Origin of the sequence: Acetobacterium tundrae (assembly GCF_008086615.1) — a bacterium.
In the GTDB taxonomy this organism is placed as follows: Bacteria; Bacillota; Clostridia; order Eubacteriales; family Eubacteriaceae; genus Acetobacterium; species Acetobacterium tundrae.
The window spans coordinates 1-26307 of record NZ_RXYB01000013.1 but is presented as its reverse complement, the minus strand read 5'-3'; the positions used below and the strand labels follow the sequence as shown (position 1 = coordinate 26307).

Below are 26307 nucleotides of genomic sequence, written 5' to 3'. Positions count from 1 at the left end.
CAAAGAAAGGAGGTCTAAATTCCAGTTAGAATAGAGTTGGTTCAAAATGTAAACGATTCAGAAAGGGAGGAATAGTAAAGTGATAAAAATGTCCAAGAGAAAAATGTCCAAATTGATGTCGTTGTTGATGGTTATGGCCATGATGTTTATGCTTGTTCCCGTCTCTGCCTTGGCCGCAAGTGGTGAAGAAACTACAACGGTTGCAAATAACAGTAACGTGGTTGCATTGGAGGTTGTAACAACCGGAACAGTGGTGGCGGCTACTACAACTACTACAGATACAACAGTTCCTACGACAAAAGCAGCTGATGTAACCACTACCACTACGACAACAGATGTAGCAGCCGATAAAACAGCTACTACAGAACCTGTTGTTACAGCCGATAAAATTGTAGAAACACCCGTTGTTGCAGAACAACCGGCAGTCACTGCAGTCCAAGCTCCGGTTGTTGCAGAACAACCGGTAATTGCCACAAGTGAAGCACCCATTGTTACAGAACAAAATATTGAAGTAACAGCGGTTCCTTTTATGGCTTTGTACAAAACTGACGGATCAGAGATTAATATCCTAGCCACCAACTCGGGTGAAGGATACGCCTATAATACGGTAACCAATGCCTTGACGCTAAGCAATTTTACAGGAAAATCGCTATTGGCCCAATTGATGGGCGACAATTTTGCGATCGTACTTCTTGGAACAAACACACTGAAAACAGATAGTGGTTTTGCTGTTAATGTTGATGGTGATTTAAACTTAAGCGGCACTGGTAAACTGATAGCTGAAGGACAGCCAACAGCTACCACATTAGGCGGCGGTATTAATGTTACCGGTGATCTGGTTATCAACAGTGGTGAATATGATGTTACCGCAGTTGGAAATGCTGGCGATTTAACAGCTGTTGGTATTATGTCGAATGATTTAACCGTCAACGACGGAAATATTGACGTTTCAGCAATCAATACCGGAACTGAAGGCGCTTATGGTATGTATGCTTACGGTGATCTAGTCGTAAACGGCGGAAAAACTGATGTTCTTACAAGCTCCACATCTGGGACAAGCACAGGTATCGGAGCCATAGATGATATCGTGTTTAACGGCGGAAAAACTACCGTTAGTTCCAACACGATTACTGGTGTAGCCACAGCTGTATCTGCAGCTAGCTGGCTGGTAATTAACCATGGTATTCTCGACCTGGCTGCAACAGGCGGGACTAATCCTTTAGCCATTTATGGCGGAGAAGGTATCTATATCGATCCTTCTTACGGATATGTAGATATTACAGCATCCAGTTTATATCTTGATTACGGCCACCATCAAGGTTTTCAGCATTTCAATCATCATATGACTGCTTCTTCTAATCCTAAAACAGGTGTCGATACTTCAGCAACTGATGCAATGGTAGCTGGTTTAGCACTTCTGTCTCTTATGGGCTTGGCAGTTTTACTGAACAAACGAGACACTAAAGCTTAATGCTCACATTAATTAAAACAACAAAATAAGCACTGGTATTCAATTCACCAAGTAATTGAATTCTGACTCATTACTTTGGTGAATAGAAAAAAAGAAAAGAGCTCCAATTCCTGATGAATATAAGCGAATCATCAGTGAAAATGGAGTTCTTTTTATAACTGAATTGATAGAAACTATTAAAATCAATTCTCTAAATTTAGGGGCATTTCATTATTTTTGGCAGTGTAAATAATTTTGTGTTTTCTTTCTTCAAAATACGCTGCTCAATTATTCTAGAAGATCATTGGCTATTTCCATTTCATCGCTTTTTAACAAACTCGCACAATCAAGAAGTAATTGAACCTTTCCACCAGATTTCCCTATTCCTTTAATAAAACGATTTTCAAAACCAGATTTACTTGATGGCGGAGCTGAGATCTCTTCATCTTCAATAGTTATTACTTCATCGACACTATCTACAATTAATCCAACCGATACTGAGTCAATATCAATGACAATGATACAGGTTCGATCATTATAATCCACTGGTTCTTTCCCGAACTGTAACCGTACATCAATGACAGGTATAATTTTGCCTCTTAAATTAATGATTCCTTTTATATGTGGTGGCACTTCGGGAACCTTCGTAATTGACTGCACTCCAATGATTTCCGTCACATATTTAATCTCAATACCGAAGACTTCTTCCTCTAAAGCAAAAGTTAAAAATCTGCCATGTTGGGTATCTTCTTCCAAATAGTCTTTTTCTACAACATTTTCGGTCATATTGATTCTCCTTCAATTTAAATTTTTATCTTCTTCTTAGTTGGAATCGACCAATCATTTCTTTTAGCATTTCTGCCTGGCTGGACAGTTCCTCGCTTGCAGCCGCACTTTCTTCCGCAGTTGCCGAGTTTTGCTGAACAACCTGCGCGACTTGTTCAATTCCTGTGTCAATCTGTGCAATTCCGGTTGCTTGTTCATTTGAAGCTTCAGCAATGCTACCCACTAAATTAGTTACTTTTTCAATGCCATCTACTATTTCAGATAGAGCTGCTGCTGTTTCGTCCGCTATTTTTGTACCTGCCTGAGCCTTGGCAATCGAACCTTCAATTAATAAAGTTGTTTCCTTAGCGGCTTCTGCGCTGCGTGCTGCCAGTGTTCGAACTTCTTCTGCCACCACTGCAAAACCCTTGCCATGCTGACCTGCCCTCGCTGCTTCGACCGCTGCATTTAATGCCAGAATATTCGTCTGGAATGCAATATCATCTATGACTTTTATGATTTTCGAGATATCTTTTGATGATGTATTAATGTCTACCATAGAATTTTGCATTTCTATCATTTGAGTATTCCCTATTTCAGCATTATCATGGACAATGGTTGCCAATTCTTTAGCCTGATTTGCGTTAACTGCATTGTTTTTTGTCTCAGCTGCAATTTCAGTAATAGATGCTGTCAATTCTTGTATTGAACTAGCCTGTTCTGTTGATCCCTGGGCTAAAGCCTGACTGCCATCTGACACTTGATTTGAGCCGGCGGATACCTGTTCTGTGGCATCATTTATATCTCTCATCAATATATTTAAAGATTCAATGATGGTATTTAATGCATTGGATATACCAACATAATCTCCAAGATATACACGTACATTTTCTAAATTGAGATTTCCATTTCCAATTTCACCCGTTACCGTCGCTATTTCACTAACAATCATATTCAAATGACTTACAGTAACATTGACAGACTGTTTTAGCTCGTCAAATTTACCTTCATATGAGCCATTAACGCTAACCTGTAAATTGCCATTGGACATTTCATTCATTACTTTTGAAACTTCCTGAATAGGTTTTTCAATTTCTACCAAAATATTATTCATATCACCGATAAGTGTCTTCCAGGATCCTTTGAACTTGGTTTCATCTGCTTTTAATTCCAGTTGCCCTTTTTTAATGGCATTCGTAATAAAAGTGGCATCGCCAATCAGATCACCGATTGATTTTTTTACTTCAGATAGGTCTCTTCCGATTCCTTTAAATTGCTCACTTCTAGCCACCGTAAATTCGTCTGGATCTTCAATATTCATATCAAAATTCAAATCACCTTCTGCCAGGCCTTTCAAATTGTCTTCCAATCGTTTTAATTCCGTATTTGTATAGTTTGCTAAACTTATTTCTGCTGACATATCGCTTACGATTTCAACAAAGCCGACCTTATCTCCATTTCCATTTATTAGATAAGCCGTATCCTGCTTAAAGTTTTTCCCAACCCATTCAAAATGACTATCGGTCAAACCCTGCTCGACCAATCGTTTAATTCCACAACCATCTGTATTGCAGATCGTAGCATTTGCACTACAGCAAGGTTTACCACAAGCGTCATCTCGATCCTTGATGACACTATTGGCAATCATTAAATCTGCAAATGGTTTATTCAGGAATGACCAGTTCATATTATTGTCAATAACATGAAGCGGGAATGGAATCGCATCTAGAATTCCTTCATACCACATCATCTTATCAATAACAATTTCCATTGTTTGGTTAACACCATTGATTGCCTTTTTGTAATCGCCCAAAAGCCCATTGCCATCATCTTTCTTATCAAAAATGCCCTTTTTTGCAAACTCAAAAAGCTTTGAGGTATCTGTTTCAAGGCGTTTTACAGAATTTCTGATTCCTTCCAAACTTACTCCAAGTAAATCTTTTTCGGAAATCGGCTGTATTTCAATCGCTAGATTCCCAGCTGCTATCTCTTTTGCTGCAATAGCATAGGAATTGGTATTCTCAGCGATGGTTGCAATCGCCAGGGTAAGTCCCCCCAATTCGTCATGAGAAACTTCGGAAGGCATGTTCAATTCTATCTCCACATCACCGTCGGCAAGCCGAATAGCTTTTTTGGCGAGTTTAGATATTTTTTTTGCAAATCTCTTAACAGTTAAAAAGATTGTAAAGATCATGACAACTAATCCCACTCCTGAGGTTAATATCATTTGATCTTGATTAATTCCACTAAATGATATACCGATTACAATAATAAATATAAACACAGCCGGAACCCCAATGGTTAAAAACATTTTTGTTAACAATCCCTTATAATCTCTCATCTTTTTCTCCTTGACATTTAAATTCTATTCCAAATACCAACATTTTACATTTCATCATGTCGAATAACGATTACTTTTTTCTACTCTTTTCGCTTTTTTATTATCCCTTTCATTTTTTATTTCCATGCTTTAATTTTTCAGTACTTCATTTCTTGTTTCAAATTATATTATCGTCATATTCAAGAAATACTTTATGCTATTTTGCAAATATTGACAATATTTACAAGTTGTATTTTGATTTTTAAATCTGTCTTTACTTTATAAACATTTCTGATATTTTTCAAAAATTAACGGTTATACGAAAATATCTAAAGCCGACCCCACAATTATAATTGCAGAATCGGCTCAAATTGAGTAGTTTATAGAATAATTAATCAACAATATCTTCATGAATTGCCAATACTGGACATGGCGCCTCTGAAATCACTCTTTGGGTAACAGAACCTATAAAAATCGGAATTAGTAGTTTCATAGATATTGAACTCCCTTTTTTAGAATTTATTTTATTATATCTTAGTTTTATTGTTCCAATTCCTCAACCATGCGATAACCAACACCAACCTGGGTAACGATATATTTGGGTTCAGCTGGATTTTCTTCAAGTTTTCTACGAATGTTTGCCATATTGACACGTAGCGTCTGTATTTCATTTGTATATGGTCCCCAAACTTCTTTAATAATAAAATCATGGGTCAGTACTTTCCCAATATGTTTGGACAATAATACGATGATTTTATATTCAATTGGGGTAAGATGAATAGCTTTTTGGGAAATGGATACCAGTCTTTTATTATAATCAATTTCAAGCTCACCAACAGAAGTTTTACTGATATCTCCCGAATTTTCATTAGGATACTTTTTACTATGACGAATTCCCGTCCTTATCCTAGCCAGGAGCTCTGATGTTCCAAATGGTTTTGTAATATAATCATCTGCGCCTAAGTCAAGTGCTTCTACTTTTTCACGTTCATATCCCCGAGCAGAAACGACAACAATCGGAATAGTTGACCATTCTCTAATCGTTTTTAGTACGTCCACCCCATCCATATCCGGCAAACCTAAATCAAGCAAAATTAAATCTGGAGAATAGGATGCTGTCATAGAAATGGCTTCTTTTCCTTTATCTGTCTTAATTACTTTATAATCATTTGCTTTCAATATGGCTGAAATAAAATTTGCGATGCTTTCTTCATCTTCAACTATTAATATTACTGATTTATTATCCATTATCTTCACTTTCTTCTAATGGCAGTGTAAATCGAAGCACTGCGCCACCGCCCTTTTTATTTTCTGCCTGCATTTTTCCATGATGCGCTTTGATGATGGATTTACAAATAGATAAGCCTATTCCCATTCCTCGGGACGAATCAGAGCTTCGTTTTTTTTGAGGGATACATTCCTCAAATAAATATGGGAACTCTTCATCACTTATACCTGATCCATCGTCACTCACTTCAAATACTGCATTATTCCCTGCTCTTTTTACTTCTACTTTAATAATTGAATCCTCTGGTGAATGCTTTATTGCATTTTCGAGAAGATTAATGATGACTTGTTCAATTAAGGTTCCTTCCATGGGTACCATTAAAAGATCGTCCGGGACTTTTACCGATATTTTTCGATTGGGAAACCATTTATGAATATGACTGTTGGCTTCTGCTAGGATTTCTTCAGCGGCCTCTGGTGTTTTTGTGACATTCATAGGCCCTTCATTAATACGTGTTACAGATAAAAGATTTTCTACCATCCGTATGAGCCACTGTGACTCTTCATTAATATTTAAAATCAAAGCTTTATTGGTTCCATCATCTAAATTTATTCCATTTTCTAAGATGGTAGAACTTGCTCCCAATATACCGGTAAGTGGCGTCCGAAGATCATGAGATATAGCACGAAGGAGATTACTTCTCATTTTTTCTTTTTCAGATTCAATGGTCATACGTCGTTGTTCATTTGAAAGCACATGCCGTTCTAAAGCAATCTCCACTTGTGAAGCAATCACACGCAAAAACAAACGGTTATTTTGATTTAACTTTCCATTTGCACATGACAAACCGATGACACCCAATACTTTGGTTGAAGAAACGATCGGCATATAAAAAGCTCCGGCACCCATTAGTGTATCAGATCCGGCTCCTGCGCATTTTTTGTTCATAAATACCCAATGAGCCACAGCACGCTCGTCTTTTGATAATAAAAATGAGGCATCTGGGTCTGACGGTGACTGCAAAAATTTTTCAGTTAAACTGTTTTCCGGATCTTGTGTATAAAGAATTGATGATCGTCCGAAAATTTTCACCATATATTCATTAACCAATATTACTGTTCCGTCAAGATCGTTTGATGCCAACAACTTTTTATTGATCTCATAAAGAATTTCGGTACGGTGTTCTTTTTCTACGGCAAGTCGTATATGAGTTTTAATGCGAACCGTTAGAGCGCTGGTTATTAAAGCAACAAGCAACATAATAAAAAAGGTAATGGGATAGCCTTTTTGTATTGAATGAAATGTAAAATAAGGTACTGTAAAAAAGAAATTAAATGTTAAAACGCTTAATACCGATGCAGCAATACCGTAAACATAACCCATGGTTATTCTTGAAATGACTTGTACTGATAAGATGTAGACCATAATAATATTTTGATTACCAATATTTAGAGTATTGAGCCCCCATGAAAAAAGGGTTGCAATCATTAATAATCCCACCGTTTTAAATGCATCTTGCCAGGATAGATATAAATTTTTCCCAATTCGTATTTTACGTCGTTTGTATTGTGATGCCTTATGTCTGGACATGTTGCCTGGGATAATATGAATTTCAATACTTGCCAACATTTCAATAAGCTGATCTTCAAGACTCGATTTAAATAAATTGCCAATTGTTTTTTTATTTCTGCTTTTTCCTATGACAATGTTTGTAATTCCTGAAAGTCTTGCATATTCAGCAATCACAGTAGCAATATCATAACCATTAAGGGTGACAATTTCTGCCCCTAATCGCTCTGCTAAAGCTAAGTTATCTCGGATACTTTGCTTTTCCAGATCCGTAAAATAATCACTTTCCATGGTATCAACATAAACAGCTGTCCATGGAGCATGAAAAGCTTCGGCGGTTCTTCCTGTCCAACGGATACATTTGGTTGAGGATGGAGAAGCGCTGATGCAAACCAATAGTTTGATATTTGCCATTTTTTGAGACAAATGCGGTTCATTCTGATTCGCATAACTAATCCTGTTTGCGACTTTCCGCATAGCGATCTCACGCAGAAGACGAAGATTTTCTTTCGTAAAAAAATTTTCGCGTGCTTTTTCAGCACGTTCTTGTCGATAAACTTTTCCACTCGCAAATCGATTCAATAGTTCTTCTGGTTCAATATCAATCAGCTTGATTTTATCGGCATTATTAAAAATATAATCCGGTATAGTCTCTTGTACATTAATTTGGGTAATGTTCTCTACAATGTCGTTTAGACTTTCAAGATGCTGGACATTAACGGTTGTAAAAACATCAATTCCGGCATTGAGAAGTTCTTCGATATCTTGATATCGTTTTTTATTCCGCACACCGGGAGCATTTGTATGAGCCAACTCATCCACCAGAATTAATTTTGGCTTTCTTTTAAGGGCCGCATCTAAATCAAACTCTTTTAGTTGAATATTTCGATACTCTATAATCTTTGGTTGCAGAATAGGTAATCCATTCATTAGTTGAATCGTTTCTGGCCTAGTATGTTGTTCTATATAACCTACCAGGACATCGATGCCGCTCTTCATTTGTTCCTGGGCATCATCAAGCATCGCGTAGGTTTTCCCCACCCCTGCTGCATATCCAAAAAAAATTTCAAGACGACCTTTTTCATTTTCTAAATTCGAAGATAAATCTTCTAAAATATCATCAGGATTTGGTCGTCTATCACTGAAATCAACCATTTACTCACCACCTTAAGTCGCTTTATTTATATAAAATTAATTCGTTAAATGCAAAATTACTTTTATCACATTCACAAAAAACGTTAGCCAAATTCCCTGCAATTTATTTTTGTGTACCCTCTTGTAATCTTATAGTCATAATACTACCATTTGCCTCTTTTGGAAATAGATTTTAATTAATATTTCTTGTGATTGCCAGAAAGATACATCCATGATCACGTTATTATAACAAAACACGATAATACGGTTATAGAGTCTTCAATATCCTTGCTCTTTTAATCACACTAAACTACATATATTAGGAACATGTCAAGCAGTTAAATTATAAAAAAGGAGGCCATAAGCCCCCAATCATAAAGATTTTATTTTTATCATGTACCCATGCAAAATGTCTCAAAGTAAGATTTATTTTGCATGGGTTAAATTTATTTTCGTAATTTAAATAGTGAACATTCAAGCCTTTTAGTCCTCATCAATATCTGTCTTTTTTTCAACAATTGTATCAAGTGAATAGTGATAAGGTATCAGAATAGTCGTTACATTTTTGAAATGGCTAAGATTCTGTTCCAGGAAGGCCGTTGTCTGATTGTGCAAAACGACATCATACCAATGGTTGGCAATATATTTGATCATAATAACCGTCAGATTTTCACCATGGCCAAGGTTCTTTGCTCTTTTGTAAACATAACATTTCAGAGTATTGGAAGTATCTCGGTATGGATTTTCTATTATTTCGAGTTTCAGTGGGATCTGCAGTTCTGCCCATTGCGCACGTAATTGTATAGCATGCTCTGGATAGCGGCAGATATGGAGCACCGTAATGTCGTCAGAAATGGTATTTGCATAGTTGAGGGCTTTTAAAGTTGCCTTATTGATGGACTGAAGCAATACAATACAGGGTGTTCCCTTTCCACCGGATGGTCGCGGGTAATAGGGAGCAAATTCTTTTAGTTCCACCTGCTTTTGGACTTCGGCATAGTGATTTCGGATATAAATCATGACTAGGATAATAATCGGCATGGCAATGGCCAATAACCAGGCACCTTGGAGAAATTTCGAATAAAATATGACAATCGATCCAATCCCTGTTACAATCGCTCCAAATATGTTGATGAGGGATTTGTATTTCCACCCTTTATCTTTTTCCCGAAGCCATTTTCGAAACATGCCGTATTGCGACAATGTGAATGAAATAAAAACACCGACAGAATAGAGCGGGATTAAGTTGTGTGGATTGCTGCCAAAGACAATAACCAGGAAAATGGCGATGACCATAATAAATACAATCCCATTAGAAAAGCTCAGTTTGGCCCCGCGCTGGGAAAATTGCTTTGGTACATAACGGTCTTGCGCCAATAGATAGAGTAAAGTCGGCAGGCCATTGTAGGCAGTATTGGCGGCCAGAATCAGGATTAATGATGTCGTTATTTGGATTATATAGTAAAAAAAGTTCCGTCCGAAAATCGTCTGGGCTATCTGGGCAACTACCGTTGTCCCGGATAGTGGAACAACATGCAGGCTCACGGCAAGAACGGTCGTGCCGCCGAAGATCAACACGATAATACCGGCCAGCAGATACAGGACATGGCGGGCATTATACTGTGACGGATCTCGGAAAGATGGCACCGCATTGCTGACCGCCTCGACACCGGTTAATGCCGAACACCCGGATGAAAATGCATGTAAAACGACGACAACCAGAAGGCCCTGGAATGCTTCAGTCGGTAAAACACTGGTCAACTGGTCGGCTGAGTAGGTGATCGGTGCAAGCGTTCCGGAAAACAATCGGAAAAGACCAATGGCAATCATAATGCCCATTGAAAAGATAAAAGCATAAGTTGGAATACCGAAGATTTTGGATGATTCCCGCATCCCTCTGAGATTGACAATCGTGACCAGGACAATACAGGCAACTGAAATGAGGACAGCATGATGAGCAAGACTTGGTACCGCTGCCACAATCGCCATGGTTGATGCTGAAATACTGACAGCAACCGTCAGAATATAGTCCACAATCAAGGCGGCGGCCGAAATCAAAGCCGGCATCTCCCCGAGATTTTCTTTTGAAACAATATAGGCCCCACCGCCACTGGGGTAATGGGAAATAATTTGCGAATAAGAAAAACACAGAATCAGCAGTAAAAGAATGATGGCGGCAACAACCCCTGGAACATAGCCAAAAGCGGCAAAACCAAGTAATGGAACCAGAACGAGTAATATTTCTTCAACGGCATAGGCGACGGATGAAACAGCATCGCTGGCCAGAATTGGCAAGCCCCAGAGTTGTGACAGCCGTTCTTGTTTGATTTCATCTGTACGTAATGACTTTCCTAGCAGTGCTTTTTTAACTTTAAACAAAATGAATCACCTGTTTCTTTATAAAATAGTAAAAATATTTTTTTTTTACAACTTGTATAAAATATCACAATTGGTATAAAGTTTGTATAAAGAAAATATGATTTCGCATAAATTTAGTGTTAAATTCATAAAGAACGCAAGATAGCAACTAAGATAGTATTCGTACAATCGTCATTTTGACCATGTCTGTTCCTAATGATCTCATGACATCGCAAAGGAATTGTGATGCGATTCTAAAAAGAAGGGAAAAATGCAATATATAATGTTCTAATGTTTTTGTAGTTGTAATGATATTAAATTAAGGGTATAATTATATAAACAATTTATAAATTTAAAACTATTTGGAGAAGTATCGAAGTGGTCATAACGAGCCGCACTCGAAATGCGGTTGCCTGCAAAGGCACGTGGGTTCGAATCCCACCTTCTCCGCCACAAAATATCATACATCAAATTCGAATTTTGATAAACACTGCTGCTTTAGTAGCAGTGTTTTTATATAGTTGGATAAAATAATTAAATAATGCTTTCGCGTTTCAGAATAAACTATCTGTTAAACAGGTCGCATAGATTATATATTGTATTCCTGCCAAAGGAGGATAAATGACGACTAGTAAACTACAAAATAAAGGCGTTGTGTTTGCATTAGCAACATTCTGCTGCCTCTTGTGGGGAAGTGCCTATCCCGGAGTAAAAATAGGATACAGTCTTTTTAACATACAGACCACTGGTGCCCAGGTTCTGTTTGCCGGATATCGTTTTACACTAGCAGGAATCCTGACCTTGATTATGACCAGTATTTTCTACGAAAAATGGATCATACCAAGGAAAAACGAGTTAAAGGGAATGATAACACTGGGACTTGTGCAAACAACCCTTCAGTATATATTTTTCTATGTTGGTTTGGCCAACACATCTGGTGTTAAAGGCGCAATCATCAATGCATCTTCCACATTCTTTGCCATTCTGTTTGCTCACATTCTCTTAAAAAACGAAAAGATGACACAAGCAAAAGTACTTGGATGCGTTCTGGGAATGATCGGAGTACTCATCATACAGGTCAGTGGCCCAAAAATTGACAGCAGTTTTTCTTTGATAGGTGATGGTTTTCTTTTTTTAGCCTGTATAGCCTCTGCATTGGGTATAGTGCTGACTCGAATCTTTACCAAAAAATGTGATTCTATGATATTAACCGCCTATCAGCTGATTATCGGCGGCGTAGTACTTGTCATCGTCGGCTTGACAATGGGAGGCGAAATAACCCAGATAACAATTCAGGGAATCTTATTGCTTCTTTATTTGGCATTTCTGTCAGCAGTAGCCTTTACAATCTGGGCGGTACTCTTGAAGCACAATCCTATCGGGATCATAGCCATTTATGCCTTTATGATCCCTGTATTTGGCGTTGTTTTATCTGGTATTTTTCTTGAAGAGCAGTTTCTAACCCTGCATATATTGTTGGCTCTTGTCAGTGTAAGTATTGGTATATGGATCGTTAATAAAAAATAGAACTTTATTGACATCGATTGATAATTGGCGATAAATGAGTTTTTTCGGCATATTGAAATAAACAGATCCTTATCAAAAAGGTTGAAATAATTTACTAAATAGGTTACAATTAAGATATATTATTTTTGAAAAACATATTACCAAATGGAGGGATAAATATGGAAAATGCGTCAATTTATGAAGTGTTGCAACTGGCTATTAATTTAGAAGATGAAGGCATTAAATTTTATGAAAAATGGGCTGCTACTACAAAAGGAAATGTAAAAGAAGTACTTGAAAATTTAGCAAAAGACGAAATGAAACATGCATCCTATTACAGAAGCTTATATAATGACTTAAAAGAAAAACCAGATGTTGATTATCTTTTTGAAGAAGAAGTAACCGCATATTTTAAAACTTATGCGAATTCAGCTGCATTTAATAGAAAACAAGTAAAAATAACCTCTATTAAGGATGCTATTGAAGAAGGTATAGTAACAGAGAAAAATTCTATTGAGTATTATCAGTTTTTATTAAAACATTCAAAAGAGAAAACAAAAGAAATGCTTGCAACCATAATTAAGGAAGAAGAAGGACATCTGGTTATTCTTAAGAAATTGTTAGCAGAAGCATAATTATAAGTGTGCCTTACTAATAGCTTTTTTAAGTTATAAATCGATGCCTTATTTCTCTTTATCGAAAAGGAAACCGAAGCTTCTCAATATTTTACTGGGAAATCTTCAGTTTCTTTTTTTAATATTCTTTCCATTACTATCAAATCTAAATTTGATCAATCGTTAATAAGTGTAAAATTGTTACGATGAATGAATTCCTTAATTACACCCAAATAAAAGCATCGAAAAATCACAAAATTATAGTGAAGGAGTTTTACTTATGCAAGAATATCGATTTACTGATAATGATGTAGAGTTTGTGCTTGAAAATTTACAATTAGATCAATATGACCACCTTGTTTGCAAACTTAAAATGGATAACCAATGTTTTAATTCTGAACTTTCAGAACATTCTAAAACAATGTCTCTTGGAGAAATTAACTTTGGAGGAAAGACTCAGATTAAGCTACCCGATAATATTTTCAACGAATTGGATGCTCTTAAATCCAGGTTAATAACTGAAAAATCCGACTTGATAAAAAAAACGGCAAAGGCGATTGCTGCTGGCGAAATGCTAATTGATATTACTGTTGATACATCCCCTCTGCACTATCATCCATGGTTAAGTGAATTACGTGGAAGTTTCAACAATAAAAGTCCAATATATTTAGATGCGCAACTTGTTCTGGATGAGGCGGTTTTATCTTACTCTAAACGTGGCACTCTTCGCCTTTCAGGTGAGAATGTTTTAGAGAACGCATTAAATGGCAATGTAAAACAACTAAAAAAAGATATTGGCAAACATGCAATAGATCTGGTATTTGATGAAAATAACATTATGATCAGCTTCAAAATTAAATTGGAAGATATTACCGTAATTAATATCATGAAGATATTATAAATAAGTAGAGTTTGAAAATAACCCCAACCGGTAGACACGTAAAACAATAACGAACATAAATCAGATATTTTCAACCTAACGCATGGATGATATAATTTTATTTGATTTATAATATGAGGTGATAACTATAATGATTAAATTTGTAGATCCGCGTCAAACAGAGTTAAGGGCTGACTGCGAAAAATGTTTCGGCTTCTGTTGTGCAGCCCTGTATTTTTCGGCTTCAGAAGGCTTCCCCACCGATAAAGACGCCGGTACTCCCTGTATAAACTTGAAAGAAGACTTTACCTGCAAAATACATAAAGATCTCATTAAGAAGAAGCTAAAGGGTTGTACTGCCTACGACTGTCTAGGTGCAGGGCAGAAGGTCGCCCAGCATACTTTCCATGGCCTTGACTGGCGGCAGGTGCCAAAATCTGCTAAAAAAATGTTTAAATCCTTTCTGACTATGCGGCAGCTTCATGAAATCCTGTGGTATCTTGCCGAATCCTTTGCTCTCCAGGATGAACCCATTATCAAGGAAAAAATCGGTCTATTGCTGGAGAAAACAGAAAATTTAACGCTTCTTGAAGTTGATGCCCTACTGACAGTGGATGTGGATGAGCATCGAAACGAGGTGAAGAGATTCCTGCAGAATACGAGTGATCGTGCAAGAAAACAAGCTCGGATCGGAAAGCACAAATATTCAAAAAATATCAAAAGCCATCAATGTGACTATTTTGGCGTTAATCTTAAAGATTTCGACCTGATAGGTGCAGATCTCAAAGGAGCCTGCCTCATTGCAGCAAATCTTAAAGATCAAGATTTGAATGGCGCCAATCTTATTGGTGCCGATTTACGGGATGCTGATATTAGTGGAGCCAATCTAAAAAACAGTCTCTTTCTTACTCAGGGACAGATCAACTCAGCAAAGGGTGATTCCAATACAAAGTTGCCCAAGATGCTTCGAACTCCGGATCATTGGCGGAAGTGACCTGCACCTGATAAAATACTGTTTATTATTGATTAAGCCATGCCATATATCAATCGGTTATTATAGATTTCAGTTTCAAACATGTTTTCTCGAGATCTTGTATTAGATTTGAAATATCCTCGATTTTATCCTGTGGAAATGTTTCATCGATAACAAGATTTTCATTGCGCAGTTATAACCAAGTATGTTTTTACGGTGTTTGCAAAAGACTTTTTTTTATCTTCAATACACTCCTTTCTGAAATAGTTTGACATATTACTGTTTTTCATATAATTTCAGCGTTTCGAGTGGAAGTACCTTCTTACAGATAAAAATACCCTGTTAAAGAAAATAAAAACAAATATCGTTAGCATTAGGACTTATTGCAAAAAAAAACAATTATGTATCAATTATAGACATTAAGCCAAACAAGAAACGTCGGTCAAAAAAATGATGTCTACAATGATATATAATTGTCTCTCAGTAGAAAATTATATGGCGTAAAGGTATTCTCCGCTTATAGAATCTACTTTATAAAAGTCAGCATAACTTAAATCAAAAACGTCTTTGTCAATGCCAGAAACATCGATTTTGTTTTTAATAAGATATTGCCAGAATCCCGTACTGTTTATATTTCCCTGAATTATGACACCGAGAATTATACCGTTTTTCATGACAACCTTTTGATAATTGTTTCGATCTTCTCTTATTAAAACATCGAAGCTTTCTTTAGGTTTTGGATTAATATTGCCCAATGAAAGTGTGGTGAGTCCATAAAAATTAGTTGTGTTTTTAAGAGCATATCGATCTTCGTATCGGAGTTTTTCTCCAAGCATATTGATTGCTGCAATTTTCCCCTGCTTCATGGCATTTGGCCAAATTCCAGAAATTCCTATTACATCGCCGGCGGCATAAATGCCTTTTATATTTGTCTGTAAATCATCACCGACCAGAATCGCATTTTTAGTCGCAATATCTGATTTTTCTACAAAATCAAATGAAGGACGAACCCCAGCGGCAATAACAATAACGTCCGCACAAACTGATTTTCCGCTGGCAAGATGAATCGTCCTGCCCTTCCCTGCTTCATCAATATTAACAGACGTGACCTTATCCGACAACAGGAATTCAGCCCCATGTTCTTCAAAAAGCTGTTGGTAAGCTTCGGCTGATTTTTCATCAAGCTGTAAACCCATAATGCCGTTCATCATTTCAATAACAGTCACTTTTAAACCGCGCTCCAATAGGGCTACGGCAGCATCCATTCCAACCAGTCCGGCACCGATAACCACAGCGTTTTTTGCAGTTTTGCATTCCGAATCAAGCAGTTGAGCATCTTTTAAATCTCTGAAACCATAGACGTTTTTGGCCTCTCTCAATCCTGGAATCGGCGGAATAAAATAAGAAGCTCCGGTGGCAATAAGCAGTTTATCAAAATATATCGCTTGGTTGTCATTCGTTCTTACAAACTTTTTATCGGTATCCAAATCAACAACTGTGGTATTTTTCAGCCAAGTGATATTGTTTTCCGCAAAGAAATTCTCATGTACAAAGTTAATTCCCTTGGCATCCCGTTCATGCCCCAAATATTTATGGAGCATACAACGGGAATGGATACTGTCTTCTTTTGAAATGACAACTATTTGAGTATCAGGTTCTGCAACCTTTATTGTTTTAGCGGCACTTATTCCGGCAGCGCTGGCTCCAATAATCACAATTTTCATCTACTTACCTCCTTCACTTCAATGGCTTGCTTTGGACATGCTTTAACACAACTTGGCCCATCTTGTTTTTCTTCACAGAAGTCACATTTTATAACTTTGGTACGGGTCTTATTATCCGGCTTTAAAACCCCAAAAGGACAGTTCATGACACACATGTAGCAGGCAGCGCATTTACTTTCGTCATACTTTACATGCCCGGTTACCGGATCTTTTTCCATAGCACCACTCATGCAAGACAAAACACATTCCGGTTCGTCACAATGGCGGCAGAAGATAGGTGTGTAACCGGTTTTTGCATCAAATTTTATAAAGTTACGGGTTTCAGAATCCACACTCCCAAGATTAACGGTGTAAAAATTACTGCCTTCTTCATGGGCACTAATACAAGCGACATTACAGTTTAAACAACCATCGCATTTTTCACGATCAATGATGATTCGTTTCATGATTACACCTCCTTAGATGTTTAATTCTTTTCTTTTCTGTTCGATGATTCCATTGAGGGTATTTGCTGCAGATTGAGCATTGTCATCAATGATCAATTGTCCTCCGGTAAGATTTAACATATCCTGAGTGAATACCTGCACTGCTACAGGACTTCCTGTAACAAAAGGCGGTAATCCTAAGTGGAGTGGTAACCCAAGGGCTAAACCAAAAGCTCCATCGGCTAAGGCCTGTTCTTCCAACCATTGTGGAGCTGATAAAACAAGAGGCAATTGCGGTAAATCAATGCCAATTGCTTCTGCTAATTCAGTTGCAACTAATTCTAAACGACCAATAGCTAAACAAGGACCAAAATTGAGAACCGGTGGAATACCAAGACTTTCACAAACAGCCCGAAGTTTTGGACCGGCAAGCGAAGCAGCTGAAGGTGACATCAAACCAACGTTTTCCAATCCGCCTGATGAACAGCCTGCTGACAATACAAGAATATCTTTAGCAATTAGTTCCTTAACCAGACCAACAGTGAGAACATCATGTCCCCCAGCAGTTAGACTTGAGCATCCTACAATCCCTGCGATTCCTTTGATTTCACCACTGACAATTAAATCAATGAGCGGCTTCCATGTTCCCCCTAGAAAAGACTTTAAAGAACCTTCGCTGACACCGGTTAAAGTATCGTCATTGCCATGATCTGGCAGCATATTTAATGTAATTTTACCCCGACGAGTTTGGTATGATTCAATAATTGAATTAATAATTTCATTACTTTGATTTTCTTTTTCTTCGAATACAAAAGGTTTCATTTCCGCATTGGCTTTTTTGGAGACATCATCCAAACAGATTTGCTTGATTTTCAACTCATCACAAATAGGCTCAATCCCTGGCAAAGTACAGTTGAATTCAGATAAAACAGCATCAATGGCACCAGTGGCAAGGATGGCTTCACTAGTGAAGTTGTTGCCCGCATGTCCGTTGAAAATTTTCTGATAATGTTCACCACGTAATTGAAGATCCTGACCCACACAGGTGCAACCCACTAATTTGAAACCCTTTGCTCCAACTGCCTTTGCTTTGGCAATGACATCATCTTCAATCAGGCGATCCTGTAAATATGCAAACATGGCATGCTGATGGCCGGTGATCATAATATTGATATAATCAGTATCAATTACCCGCAAACCGACTGATGCCAAACGAATGGAAGGTTCTCCCAGCATTATGTCATTTAAAAGATTGGTCAAAGTTAAGCCATAAAGCCCGGTTGAAATACCCAGTTTCAGGCAATTTAGGTACATATCAACTGGATCTGAGTTTAGATTTGTTGATGTTTTGACAACTCCGGTAAATACTTCTGATTTTGCCCCACCGGGTAATATTCCTAATTCTTTCCAACGATCAAATCTTGGTTTGTAAGCCATTTTTTCAACAAGTTCCATTTTTACATAATCTGGTTTATATAGATCGGCTAAAACCATATCCGCAATTTTACCGGCGCAGATGTGCTCATCGCTTTCATCGATTTCAAATAATGAGGCAAGTTTGGCTAGTGCCTGTTTTCCTTTAAGGACACCATTGCTTTCGGCCGTCTTTTTTAATAATCGAGCAGTGTTTTCGACGATGTGGATATAACAACCAGAACCAGCAGAAACTGCTCTTAAAAAATTTCGCGCAACAATTGTATCTGCTGTGGCACCGCAAACACCCTTTTGAGCATTAGGCGTGATTCGACAGGGACCGTTTGAACAGAGACGACAGCAAATCCCTTGCAATCCGAAACCGCATTTTACACTTTGTCCCTCCATTCGGTGATGGGACGTTTCCTGACTTAAATTAGAGATAAAGGTTTCCAGCTTTTGATCCGCACTTGCACAGGTTTTACAGTTAAAATTTGAATTCATTTGATACCCTCCATAGATTTAAAATTTTAATTCCTAATAATTGTGATTTTTTTCATAAGAAATAACTCAAGGCAATTGTAATTTTCAGAATACAAATTTGGCATTGTCAATTCAGTAATGAGAATTGTTTGTATTACATGAGTTGATCAGATAAATTTGGTATATCTAACCTGGGACATAAAATAATCAATTTATGAAATTAGAATGTTGGTTATTTTATAACTTAATTTAAAATAGTATAACTTGGTTGAAAGAATCACATTCATTAAAAATATATTATAATCATTATAATTTACTGATAAGTATCTGTCAAGAATGATTCCTGATAAAATTTAGCCTTATTCTTTGAATTTAATAAAGGATTTATTTGTATCCTTCAATTTATTATAGATTGAAGGAATTTACTATCCTAAAAAGTATTTAGAATTTTAATATAAATTGAAAGCTATCATTATGAAAAACATGAACATATATTTTAATGATAACTATACGAGATTTTTTGAAGCGTGTTTTTCGGAATTATTAATAACTGTTGAAGGTAAGTTCAATTAGTAAAACTTGTGATAGATTTGAACATGCTTATAGAATCGTTTTTCTGTTTGAATGACGAAAATGATTGAATAAATACTCATTAAACAGTAAAATAACGATATAATTGTTCTGGAAAACTAAATTAGTATATTCAATATAAAGCATTGACGTAAAAGATTAACTATTTTTTTAAGAATACACAATTGTAAATGACATTTAATGAAAATTGGTTTTAAGACTAGTTAAGTGAATTTTTATTTAAATGATAATTTTTTAAATCGTTGCAACTACGCATATAGATGTTTTAGTTGAATTTTAAATATAAAAATGTTGGGAATTTGGAGAGAAGAATTGAGAATAACAGAAAGAGAAAATTTAACAATAGAGAAAGAACTTAATATTAGTCAAATCATTCAGCAAAAAAGCCTGTTGGCTTACTTTCAACCCATCATGTCTGTAACTGGAAATAAAATAATTGGCCTTGAAGGCTTAATCCGCGGGATTATACCCGGAACAACGCAAATCATATCACCACTACTTTTGTTTGAAGCCGGCAATAAAGAAGGATTGGCAAAAGATCTTGATCGAGCCTGCAGAGATAAGGTTTTAGCAGCCTTTAAACCTTTCTATCAATCAGACCAGGATCTTTTATTATTTTTAAATTTGGATACTTCGATTATCGATGAAGTTGGATGTTCCAACTATCTGAATGATCAGGTTAATCAGAATGGGATTAATGTCAAGAACATTGTCATTGAAATTAATGAATCCAAAGCAAAAAATACGTTGGCACTTATGCAATTCGTAGATACTTATAAAAATTATGGTTTTCTAATTGCTCTGGATGACGTTGGAGCCGGCTTTTCAAATATGGATCGAATTGCAGATCTAAAGCCAGATATCATTAAAATTGATCGTGCTATTGTTCATAAGATGGATTATATTTATCATAAACAGGAGGTTTTTAAATCGCTTGTCAATTTGTCAAATAAAATTGGTGCCTTAGTCATTGCAGAAGGCGTTGAAACAAAACAAGAGGCCATACAGGTGTTAAACCTTGGCGGACAGCTTATACAGGGCTTTTACTTTTCAAAGCCAGTCGAAGAGTTTGTTTTCAGCGAAGCGCTTTTAGAAAAAAATATTGATATAGTTGAGGAGTACAAAGCATTTTTGCTCAGGGAGCTAGAGGATTATAATCGGAAATGTCTCAAGTATTCTCAAACAGTGAATCGAATGATAAAATCCATCACAACTTATGATGTGTCTAAATTTAATTTTCAATTATTAAAATGCATCCAAGATTCCGTATTGATAGACTGCGCCTATGTTCTGGATGAATCTGGAATTCAATGCAGTGAAACAGTCGGAGCAAAATACTCCAGTATTTGTGATAAACTTGTTTTTCATTCTGCAAAGATCGGTGTGGATCATTCAATTAAAAAATATTATTACAATTTAATTAGAAGAAAACAAAATACTTACGTGACTGAACCTTATTTATCAATGGCAACTGGCAGTCTATGCATCACCTATTCAAAAATTTTTAAGCATACAAATAAAAAATATATATTATGTGTGGATTTTCTGGAAAAAGAGAAGCCAATATCTGTTAGTAATGAAGAATCCGACTTTAAAATAACAAATAACATGTAAATATAAAAGACTGCCAATTTTCATTGACAGCCTTCAAATTATATCCAAATGGAATCAGTGATTTTTAAAACATATAAACTTAAATCAGCAGATTCATATAGAAACGAAAGACTTCCAAGCTATATCGTTCGAAATTTGCTTTGGCAAAATCTGGTGTCAAAGGATAATTTGTTTTGAATTCATCCCAGTTGAACAAGTATTGTGATTGCGGCAGGGCAACTCGGTTTGCATCGAATTTAAATCCTTCGCTATTTAGCGGCGTACCGAAAGATTCTCCGGCATTGTCGTATTTTGAATAATCACGTACGAATTTCATCAATGCCGCCAATGTATCCATTCTTACCTCATTAAGTGTCAGTGGTCCCTTGTCCAAGCCGAAGATATAACCGCCGCCGGGAAGCATGATGTCCAGGAATTTCTTCGCCCGGTCGACAATCTGCTCCGGCGTATCCGTCTTAAGCGCACTGCTTGGGAATAAACCACTGATCAAGAATTTCTTACCGAGTTTGTCTTTGATGGTTTGTGGATCCCCGTATTCGAACATCAACTGGGAACCGGCAGGTATTTCAGACAACAAAACATCGAGGAACCGCATCCAGTTGTCTTCGCAGAACATTTGAGGTCTTACGCCAATAGCGGCGTATTGTTCGAGCATCGCTTTGTAGGATGGTATATACAATTCAAGAAAGTCTTTCTCCCGCATGAAAGTTGGCATATGAAGCGGGATGAATACCCCACCTTCCGGTTGCGGATTTGCTGGCAGCCCCCATTGGAAGGTTAGCGGCATGACGGCATCAGCAGCTTCCTTTATTTCTGATCGATGTCTTCTGATATCCATACTCATACCGGAGAAGCTTCGGAGCTGATCCGCAATAAAATCGAAAGGAGCTTCTGTAAAAGTGAAGGAACCCATGGGGCTTCCGGTATAGTAACCGTGAGTTTGAATTAATTCCAGAAAGGTTGGAAGAAGAGACATCATATCATCATTCAGAGCAGATTTTCCCATTTGAATCGCAACTGCCATTTTGATGGGATTGGCTGGATCAAGATTTTTATGCTGTCTTGGGATGACTGTTTCCACAAGAAAGTCGAAAGTTTTTTCAATCAATTGGGGATATTCATTATCAATCATGCCAATAACTTCAGGATGCTGAACAAAACCACCCTTTCCCATGACAAAAGACTGAGAACCATACATCTGATACATTGAAGGCGTTCTCGACAAAAGAAAATCAGCTGGAAGTACTGGACAACTGTCAGAGTAAATTTTTTTACATAATTCTTTTGCCGGTTCAGCAAGTCTTGAATAGTCAAATTGAAAATCGAATAGATTCTGTCCGCCGTATTCAGCAATCAGATGCTGTGGCAAAGTTATACTGGCTGGCATTCTTTCCGGTATTTTGTTTGAATAGAAATCAGAATATATTTTTCCACGTTCCTGCTGTAATGCTGCGGTATCTTTCATCATTATTACCTCCAAAATTTGAAATTGAATTGACAATTTTCTTTTTTCTCAATCGTTTTGCCGAATGCTAAAAAAGCCATTGCCTTTGTCGTAAATATTATTATACTATGTCGATTTGGCATGATCAATAAACCTGTTTAGATTGAAATTGCAGTTGGAAATATAACGTTTGCATTAATGAGACTATCCTAACACAAAGGAAAGCACTTTTCTGTATCTTAAAATACATTCAGAAGTAAAGCTGAAAAATCATTTGAAAAATGATATTGTAAGTCCATTTAATCTCCTAAACAACCGACGATAGAAGCGTATCATTAAAAAAGCAATGAAAAAATCATTTCATCAATAATGATTTCCAGTGAGTCCTCATCCATTTCATTTTTATGTTTGTTTTTTAAGTCTTCAAATAATATTTCAACACTCTTTATTTCTTCCATAATACACTCCTAATATTTTGCGTAATCATAAACGAATTCATGAACAGCTCTGATATTTTCAAAACAACCATCATCCAAAGACAGGAGTATCTTATCTGTGGAGAAAATGTATCCTCCACCAGGAGCACATTCATCGATGATTCTTTTTGCCGTATCAATGCATTCTTTTTTAGTGCCGTATGATAACTGACTAATGGGCATTCCCCCAATGATGCAGATTTTATTGCCAACTTTTTTTTTGATTTTTGAAAGATCTCCATATTCAAAAATTCCAAGGATTTTTCCGTCAGGAAACGAATCAAAATATTCCAAGTAAGGTGTCCAGTCATTTTCAAAAAACAAACATACCGTGTAATTGTTTTTAGTATACATCTCCAATAACTGATTAAGAAATGGCAGATAGTATTTTTCAAAATCTTTTGGCTTTAAATAGCTTCCAAGATGAAGCGGTAGTAAAATGAAATGCCCGTCTTCAGGGGTATTGTAAATACGCATTTTAATATTGGTAATAAACAAATTGAGCGCCGATGAAGCTTTTAAAAAAAGTTGGGGAATCCGGTTAATATCAGTGATAATTCCTTCAAATCCCCTGAAATAATCCAGCAACATATCGGGTCCGGAAAAAGCTAAGGTTCTTGCAAAAATCGGGATGCCTAAAACGTTTTCAGTTTTATCGATAAGTTTTAAATTGGCTTGTCGATAATTAACAAAAGCATTATACGCATGTTCAAGTGCCTGAGCAGATATTGTGTCACCAGATTCAAGCACTTTAAATTTTTTTGGGAAAAACTCATTTAGAATATAGTGGCCAGGATTTTTTATCAAGGAATTATAATCATCAACATCCATATAACAACTAATTTTATCTTCATAGTTGACGATACCATCCGTCAATTTGTAACTTCCTGAGTTATTGAGGGCGTCAAAGATGGGTTTAATCCATAAATTTCCCAGTCCGTATAACCCATCGATGTAAATTTCAGAAAACGTTTTTTCAAATGCCTTGTAAAACAGAAGCGGATTTTTTAAAACTTTTTCCGCTGATAAACCACAATGATGAACAGGCCACATTTCGGACATAAACAAAATGGGAACTCGATCAGGTGTATCTCTTTTAAAGGCAAGATTGAAACGATCAATTTTTTCTGTATAAGTTGTTTGTATTGATGAATCCATATTGAACCCCTTAAAGTTATTTAACAGGTCAATTATAACATATTGGATAAAAAAAGGTATAAAAATCGCTCTATTCCATTTAAATCAGATAGAATTAAAAAGAACAGAACGATAATTATACTATAATTATTAAATTGATTTGATTTTAGAACATTTTTTTTGTCATATTATCAATTTCTACGTCAATTGCTTCATAAACACCTGGGAATGAACTGATGTTTAAGCCTTGGCTTGCGCCAGGAATAAAATACAATTTTCCACATTCTCTGCAGGCATGTTCTACATTTTGGGCAATGACTTCCTGTGACCAGTCCGGGGTATCAATTTTCCCACTATCAATATCACCCCAGAAAGTAATTTGTTTGCCGTATTTTTTAATTAATTCAGGAACGTTATTGGTTGACATTACACCCTGCCATATATCGATTCCCATTTCAATCATAAAAGGAACAAGATTTGCTGCGTAGCTGTCGCTGTGATGAATAATCAACTCTACTCCATTCGCTTTGTAGAATCCGTAGATTTTTTTATAGGCAGGTAATAAAAACTCCTCAAAAGTTGCAGGTGAAATAAATGAGGAAATCTGGCTACCCCAATCATCATGATGGAAAAGTGCATCTGGATGAAGGTGATCAATGACTTGTTTTGCATATCTTATTTCCCAGTCGGTGATGTAGTCAATCAGTTCATGCATCGCTTCTGGTTCTTCATAAAAAGCCATTAATCCCTCTTCCATACTCATCAGGTAATGTGTCAGTTCAAAAACACCGGGTGCCACTAAAGTTGTTACATATTTTTCGTTGCGATCAACTGAATTGACATGTTCTATCGCTGCCGTCCATCTTTCTTCAGGATAGTCAACTGAAGGGGCTTTAACATATTTTCGCCATTCAGTGATATCTTTCAGAACGATGTGTTCAGCATCATGTACTGGAAAAGAACCGATTTGACCTTTAGGCCATCTAACAGTAACTCCCCAAGAATTCACTATTTCTGTACCTGGTCCAGGACATAGAGCCAGTTCCATTGGTGTTTCCATGATAATATCAAGAAATTCATATTGCTTTACAAATCGATCCGGATTTCCGCCTTGTATTGTTTCTAATAAATTTTGTTTTATCGATAACATATTATTTCCTCCTTGGAATTGTAGTTGTTAATTTTTGAATAATCATAATGGTTATATTAAGCGACTAATTCTTTTGCTTTCACAGCAGCACTGCCGGCATCAGGCGCATAGCCATCAGCTCCAATTTCAGCTGCGTATTCTGGCGTAACCGGTGCGCCGCCAACAATAACTTTCATATCCGGGAAGGCGGCTTTAACGGTTTGTACCGCTTCTTTTAATGCCGGCATGGTCGTGGTCAACAGACCTGAACAGGCTACCAATACGACATTTTTATTCTCTTTAATGGCTTCCACAAATTTCTCGGCCGGTACGTCGACGCCCAAATCGATCATGTCAAAACCAGCGCTTTCCAGCATCATCACAACCAGGTTTTTACCGATATCGTGCAGATCTCCAGCAACGGTGCCCATGATGCAGGTTCCCAATGAGTTTGAGGTGTCGCCGGCCATTACTGGTTTCAGTACTTCCACCCCCTTAGACATTGATTTGGCAGCAATCAGCATTTCCGGTACGAAGATTTCTCCGGCTGAGAACTTATCTCCGACGACACTCATGGATGCAACCATGGCGTCCAGGATATCCTGCGCTTTATCTCCGGCATCCAGGGCTTCCTGTACGGCTGCAGCAATCTTCTTTGATTTCCCGGCTTCTACCAGGGCTTTTACTTCTTCAATTTTCGACATTTTGTTTTCTCCTTTTTTTCTTTAAATGATTATTTCTTAACGATGTGTGTCGTTAATTATTAAAATTATTTTTTCTGACCAAAAATACCTTCACGATAGGCGCCGATATATTCCATGCAGTAATCATCTTCACCCAGCAGCGCTTCGGTGGCAAACAGCATCCCCATCAGATCCTGATTCAGCGGATCCAGGATAAAACTGTCCATTCCGGCGTTCATCGCCAGTACGGCAAAGGCCTGGTTGACGATTTTTCGGGCGGGCAGGTTGAAGGAAATATTGCTGACGGCACCGGTGACATGAATGGTGGGATACTGTTCTTTAATGCCCCTGATGACTTCGGTTACCATGCTGATGCCTTCTTCTGAGGTGC

21 protein-coding genes and 1 tRNA gene are annotated in these 26307 nt (G+C 37.0%); 7 read left to right on the top strand and 15 right to left on the bottom strand.

Features of this window, described 5'->3' with window-relative positions:
- Positions 1-88: 88 nt before the first annotated feature.
- Positions 89-1471: an LPXTG cell wall anchor domain-containing protein gene (locus FZC40_RS10960; RefSeq protein ID WP_243135801.1), complete on the top strand. Its 1383-nt coding sequence runs from the start codon at positions 89-91 to the stop codon at positions 1469-1471.
- Between the two features lie 267 nt (positions 1472-1738).
- On the opposite strand, the gene FZC40_RS10955 is transcribed toward FZC40_RS10960, so the two are convergent.
- From FZC40_RS10955 to FZC40_RS10930, 6 genes are all read right to left on the bottom strand, one after another.
- Complete coding sequence (locus FZC40_RS10955; protein ID WP_148604268.1) at positions 1739-2236, bottom strand: chemotaxis protein CheW; 498 nt, start codon at positions 2234-2236, stop codon at positions 1739-1741.
- Between the two features lie 25 nt (positions 2237-2261).
- Entirely contained in the window at positions 2262-4556 is a 2295-nt protein-coding gene (locus tag FZC40_RS10950; RefSeq protein ID WP_148604265.1) for a methyl-accepting chemotaxis protein, read from the bottom strand.
- Between the two features lie 370 nt (positions 4557-4926).
- Positions 4927-5028 (bottom strand): universal stress protein, encoded by a 102-nt coding sequence (locus FZC40_RS10945; RefSeq protein ID WP_148604263.1) that lies wholly within the window; start codon positions 5026-5028, stop codon positions 4927-4929.
- A gap of 47 nt (positions 5029-5075) precedes the next feature.
- On the bottom strand, positions 5076-5783 hold the full coding sequence (locus FZC40_RS10940; RefSeq protein ID WP_148604261.1) for a response regulator: 708 nt from the start codon (positions 5781-5783) through the stop codon (positions 5076-5078).
- A complete protein-coding gene (locus FZC40_RS10935) occupies positions 5776-8487 on the bottom strand; it encodes a sensor histidine kinase (RefSeq protein ID WP_148604258.1) in 2712 nt (903 codons plus the stop codon). Before FZC40_RS10935 ends, FZC40_RS10940 begins: the two co-directional genes overlap by 8 nt.
- Positions 8488-8949: 462 nt before the next feature.
- The gene (locus FZC40_RS10930) at positions 8950-10845 is read right to left on the bottom strand and encodes an APC family permease (RefSeq protein WP_148604255.1); all 1896 of its coding nucleotides are present in this window, start codon (positions 10843-10845) and stop codon (positions 8950-8952) included.
- A 343-nt stretch (positions 10846-11188) separates the two neighbouring features.
- On the opposite strand from FZC40_RS10930, the gene FZC40_RS10925 reads away from it, so the two are divergent.
- The 5 genes from FZC40_RS10925 to FZC40_RS10905 all read left to right on the top strand — a co-directional run bounded on the left by FZC40_RS10925 (position 11189) and on the right by FZC40_RS10905 (position 14818).
- Positions 11189-11277, top strand: a tRNA-Ser gene (locus FZC40_RS10925).
- 168 nt (positions 11278-11445) lie between these two features.
- Positions 11446-12351, top strand: a complete 906-nt coding sequence (locus tag FZC40_RS10920) for a DMT family transporter (RefSeq protein WP_148604253.1) — start codon at positions 11446-11448, stop codon at positions 12349-12351.
- A 158-nt stretch (positions 12352-12509) separates the two neighbouring features.
- Positions 12510-12965, top strand: a complete 456-nt coding sequence (locus FZC40_RS10915) for a ferritin-like domain-containing protein (RefSeq protein ID WP_148604251.1) — start codon at positions 12510-12512, stop codon at positions 12963-12965.
- A gap of 259 nt (positions 12966-13224) precedes the next feature.
- Entirely contained in the window at positions 13225-13845 is a 621-nt protein-coding gene (locus tag FZC40_RS10910) for a pepsin/retropepsin-like aspartic protease family protein (RefSeq protein ID WP_148604249.1), read from the top strand.
- A gap of 130 nt (positions 13846-13975) precedes the next feature.
- Positions 13976-14818, top strand: a complete 843-nt coding sequence (locus FZC40_RS10905; protein ID WP_148604247.1) for a pentapeptide repeat-containing protein — start codon at positions 13976-13978, stop codon at positions 14816-14818.
- 470 nt (positions 14819-15288) lie between these two features.
- Here FZC40_RS10905 and FZC40_RS10900 read toward each other — a convergent pair whose 3' ends face one another.
- The 3 genes from FZC40_RS10900 to cooS are packed head-to-tail and all read right to left on the bottom strand — an operon-like array spanning position 15289 to position 18863.
- A complete protein-coding gene (locus tag FZC40_RS10900; RefSeq protein WP_148604244.1) occupies positions 15289-16521 on the bottom strand; it encodes an NAD(P)/FAD-dependent oxidoreductase in 1233 nt (410 codons plus the stop codon).
- Positions 16518-16967: a 4Fe-4S dicluster domain-containing protein gene (locus tag FZC40_RS10895; protein WP_148567042.1), complete on the bottom strand. Its 450-nt coding sequence runs from the start codon at positions 16965-16967 to the stop codon at positions 16518-16520. Before FZC40_RS10895 ends, FZC40_RS10900 begins: the two co-directional genes overlap by 4 nt.
- Before the next feature lie 12 nt (positions 16968-16979).
- Positions 16980-18863, bottom strand: a complete 1884-nt coding sequence (gene cooS / locus FZC40_RS10890; RefSeq protein WP_148604243.1) for an anaerobic carbon-monoxide dehydrogenase catalytic subunit — start codon at positions 18861-18863, stop codon at positions 16980-16982.
- An 882-nt stretch (positions 18864-19745) separates the two neighbouring features.
- Here cooS and FZC40_RS10885 point away from each other — a divergent pair.
- Positions 19746-21047 carry an EAL domain-containing protein gene (locus tag FZC40_RS10885; protein WP_186843813.1) on the top strand — a complete coding sequence of 434 codons (1302 nt, stop codon included), beginning with the start codon at positions 19746-19748 and terminating at the stop codon, positions 21045-21047.
- 79 nt (positions 21048-21126) lie between these two features.
- On the opposite strand, the gene FZC40_RS10880 is transcribed toward FZC40_RS10885, so the two are convergent.
- The 6 genes from FZC40_RS10880 to FZC40_RS10860 form a co-directional block, all read right to left on the bottom strand.
- Complete coding sequence (locus FZC40_RS10880; RefSeq protein WP_243135797.1) at positions 21127-22515, bottom strand: uroporphyrinogen decarboxylase/cobalamine-independent methonine synthase family protein; 1389 nt, start codon at positions 22513-22515, stop codon at positions 21127-21129.
- A 311-nt stretch (positions 22516-22826) separates the two neighbouring features.
- Positions 22827-22949 carry a hypothetical protein gene (locus FZC40_RS17580; protein WP_279233332.1) on the bottom strand — a complete coding sequence of 41 codons (123 nt, stop codon included), beginning with the start codon at positions 22947-22949 and terminating at the stop codon, positions 22827-22829.
- 9 nt (positions 22950-22958) lie between these two features.
- Entirely contained in the window at positions 22959-24125 is a 1167-nt protein-coding gene (locus FZC40_RS10875) for a uroporphyrinogen decarboxylase family protein (protein WP_148604239.1), read from the bottom strand.
- A gap of 145 nt (positions 24126-24270) precedes the next feature.
- Positions 24271-25254 carry a uroporphyrinogen decarboxylase family protein gene (locus FZC40_RS10870; RefSeq protein WP_148567038.1) on the bottom strand — a complete coding sequence of 328 codons (984 nt, stop codon included), beginning with the start codon at positions 25252-25254 and terminating at the stop codon, positions 24271-24273.
- Positions 25255-25310: 56 nt separating this feature from the next.
- Complete coding sequence (locus tag FZC40_RS10865) at positions 25311-25937, bottom strand: corrinoid protein (protein ID WP_148604237.1); 627 nt, start codon at positions 25935-25937, stop codon at positions 25311-25313.
- Between the two features lie 65 nt (positions 25938-26002).
- Positions 26003-26307: pterin-binding domain-containing protein (locus tag FZC40_RS10860; RefSeq protein ID WP_475638845.1), on the bottom strand; the 305-nt coding region annotated here is incomplete at its 5' end.

Excerpts from the sequence above, each read along its gene's own strand:
- FZC40_RS10960 (WP_243135801.1), top strand. The coding sequence starts at position 89 with ATGTCCAAGAGAAAAATGTCCAAATTGATGTCGTTGTTGATGGTTATG.
- FZC40_RS10955 (WP_148604268.1), bottom strand. The coding sequence starts at position 2,236 with ATGACCGAAAATGTTGTAGAAAAAGACTATTTGGAAGAAGATACCCAA.
- FZC40_RS10950 (WP_148604265.1), bottom strand. The coding sequence starts at position 4,556 with ATGAGAGATTATAAGGGATTGTTAACAAAAATGTTTTTAACCATTGGG.
- FZC40_RS10945 (WP_148604263.1), bottom strand. The coding sequence starts at position 5,028 with ATGAAACTACTAATTCCGATTTTTATAGGTTCTGTTACCCAAAGAGTG.
- FZC40_RS10940 (WP_148604261.1), bottom strand. The coding sequence starts at position 5,783 with ATGGATAATAAATCAGTAATATTAATAGTTGAAGATGAAGAAAGCATC.
- FZC40_RS10935 (WP_148604258.1), bottom strand. The coding sequence starts at position 8,487 with ATGGTTGATTTCAGTGATAGACGACCAAATCCTGATGATATTTTAGAA.
- FZC40_RS10920 (WP_148604253.1), top strand. The coding sequence starts at position 11,446 with ATGACGACTAGTAAACTACAAAATAAAGGCGTTGTGTTTGCATTAGCA.
- FZC40_RS10915 (WP_148604251.1), top strand. The coding sequence starts at position 12,510 with ATGGAAAATGCGTCAATTTATGAAGTGTTGCAACTGGCTATTAATTTA.
- FZC40_RS10910 (WP_148604249.1), top strand. The coding sequence starts at position 13,225 with ATGCAAGAATATCGATTTACTGATAATGATGTAGAGTTTGTGCTTGAA.
- FZC40_RS10905 (WP_148604247.1), top strand. The coding sequence starts at position 13,976 with ATGATTAAATTTGTAGATCCGCGTCAAACAGAGTTAAGGGCTGACTGC.
- FZC40_RS10900 (WP_148604244.1), bottom strand. The coding sequence starts at position 16,521 with ATGAAAATTGTGATTATTGGAGCCAGCGCTGCCGGAATAAGTGCCGCT.
- FZC40_RS10895 (WP_148567042.1), bottom strand. The coding sequence starts at position 16,967 with ATGAAACGAATCATCATTGATCGTGAAAAATGCGATGGTTGTTTAAAC.
- cooS (WP_148604243.1), bottom strand. The coding sequence starts at position 18,863 with ATGAATTCAAATTTTAACTGTAAAACCTGTGCAAGTGCGGATCAAAAG.
- FZC40_RS10880 (WP_243135797.1), bottom strand. The coding sequence starts at position 22,515 with ATGATGAAAGATACCGCAGCATTACAGCAGGAACGTGGAAAAATATAT.
- FZC40_RS17580 (WP_279233332.1), bottom strand. The coding sequence starts at position 22,949 with ATGGAAGAAATAAAGAGTGTTGAAATATTATTTGAAGACTTAAAAAAC.
- FZC40_RS10875 (WP_148604239.1), bottom strand. The coding sequence starts at position 24,125 with ATGGATTCATCAATACAAACAACTTATACAGAAAAAATTGATCGTTTC.
- FZC40_RS10870 (WP_148567038.1), bottom strand. The coding sequence starts at position 25,254 with ATGTTATCGATAAAACAAAATTTATTAGAAACAATACAAGGCGGAAAT.
- FZC40_RS10865 (WP_148604237.1), bottom strand. The coding sequence starts at position 25,937 with ATGTCGAAAATTGAAGAAGTAAAAGCCCTGGTAGAAGCCGGGAAATCA.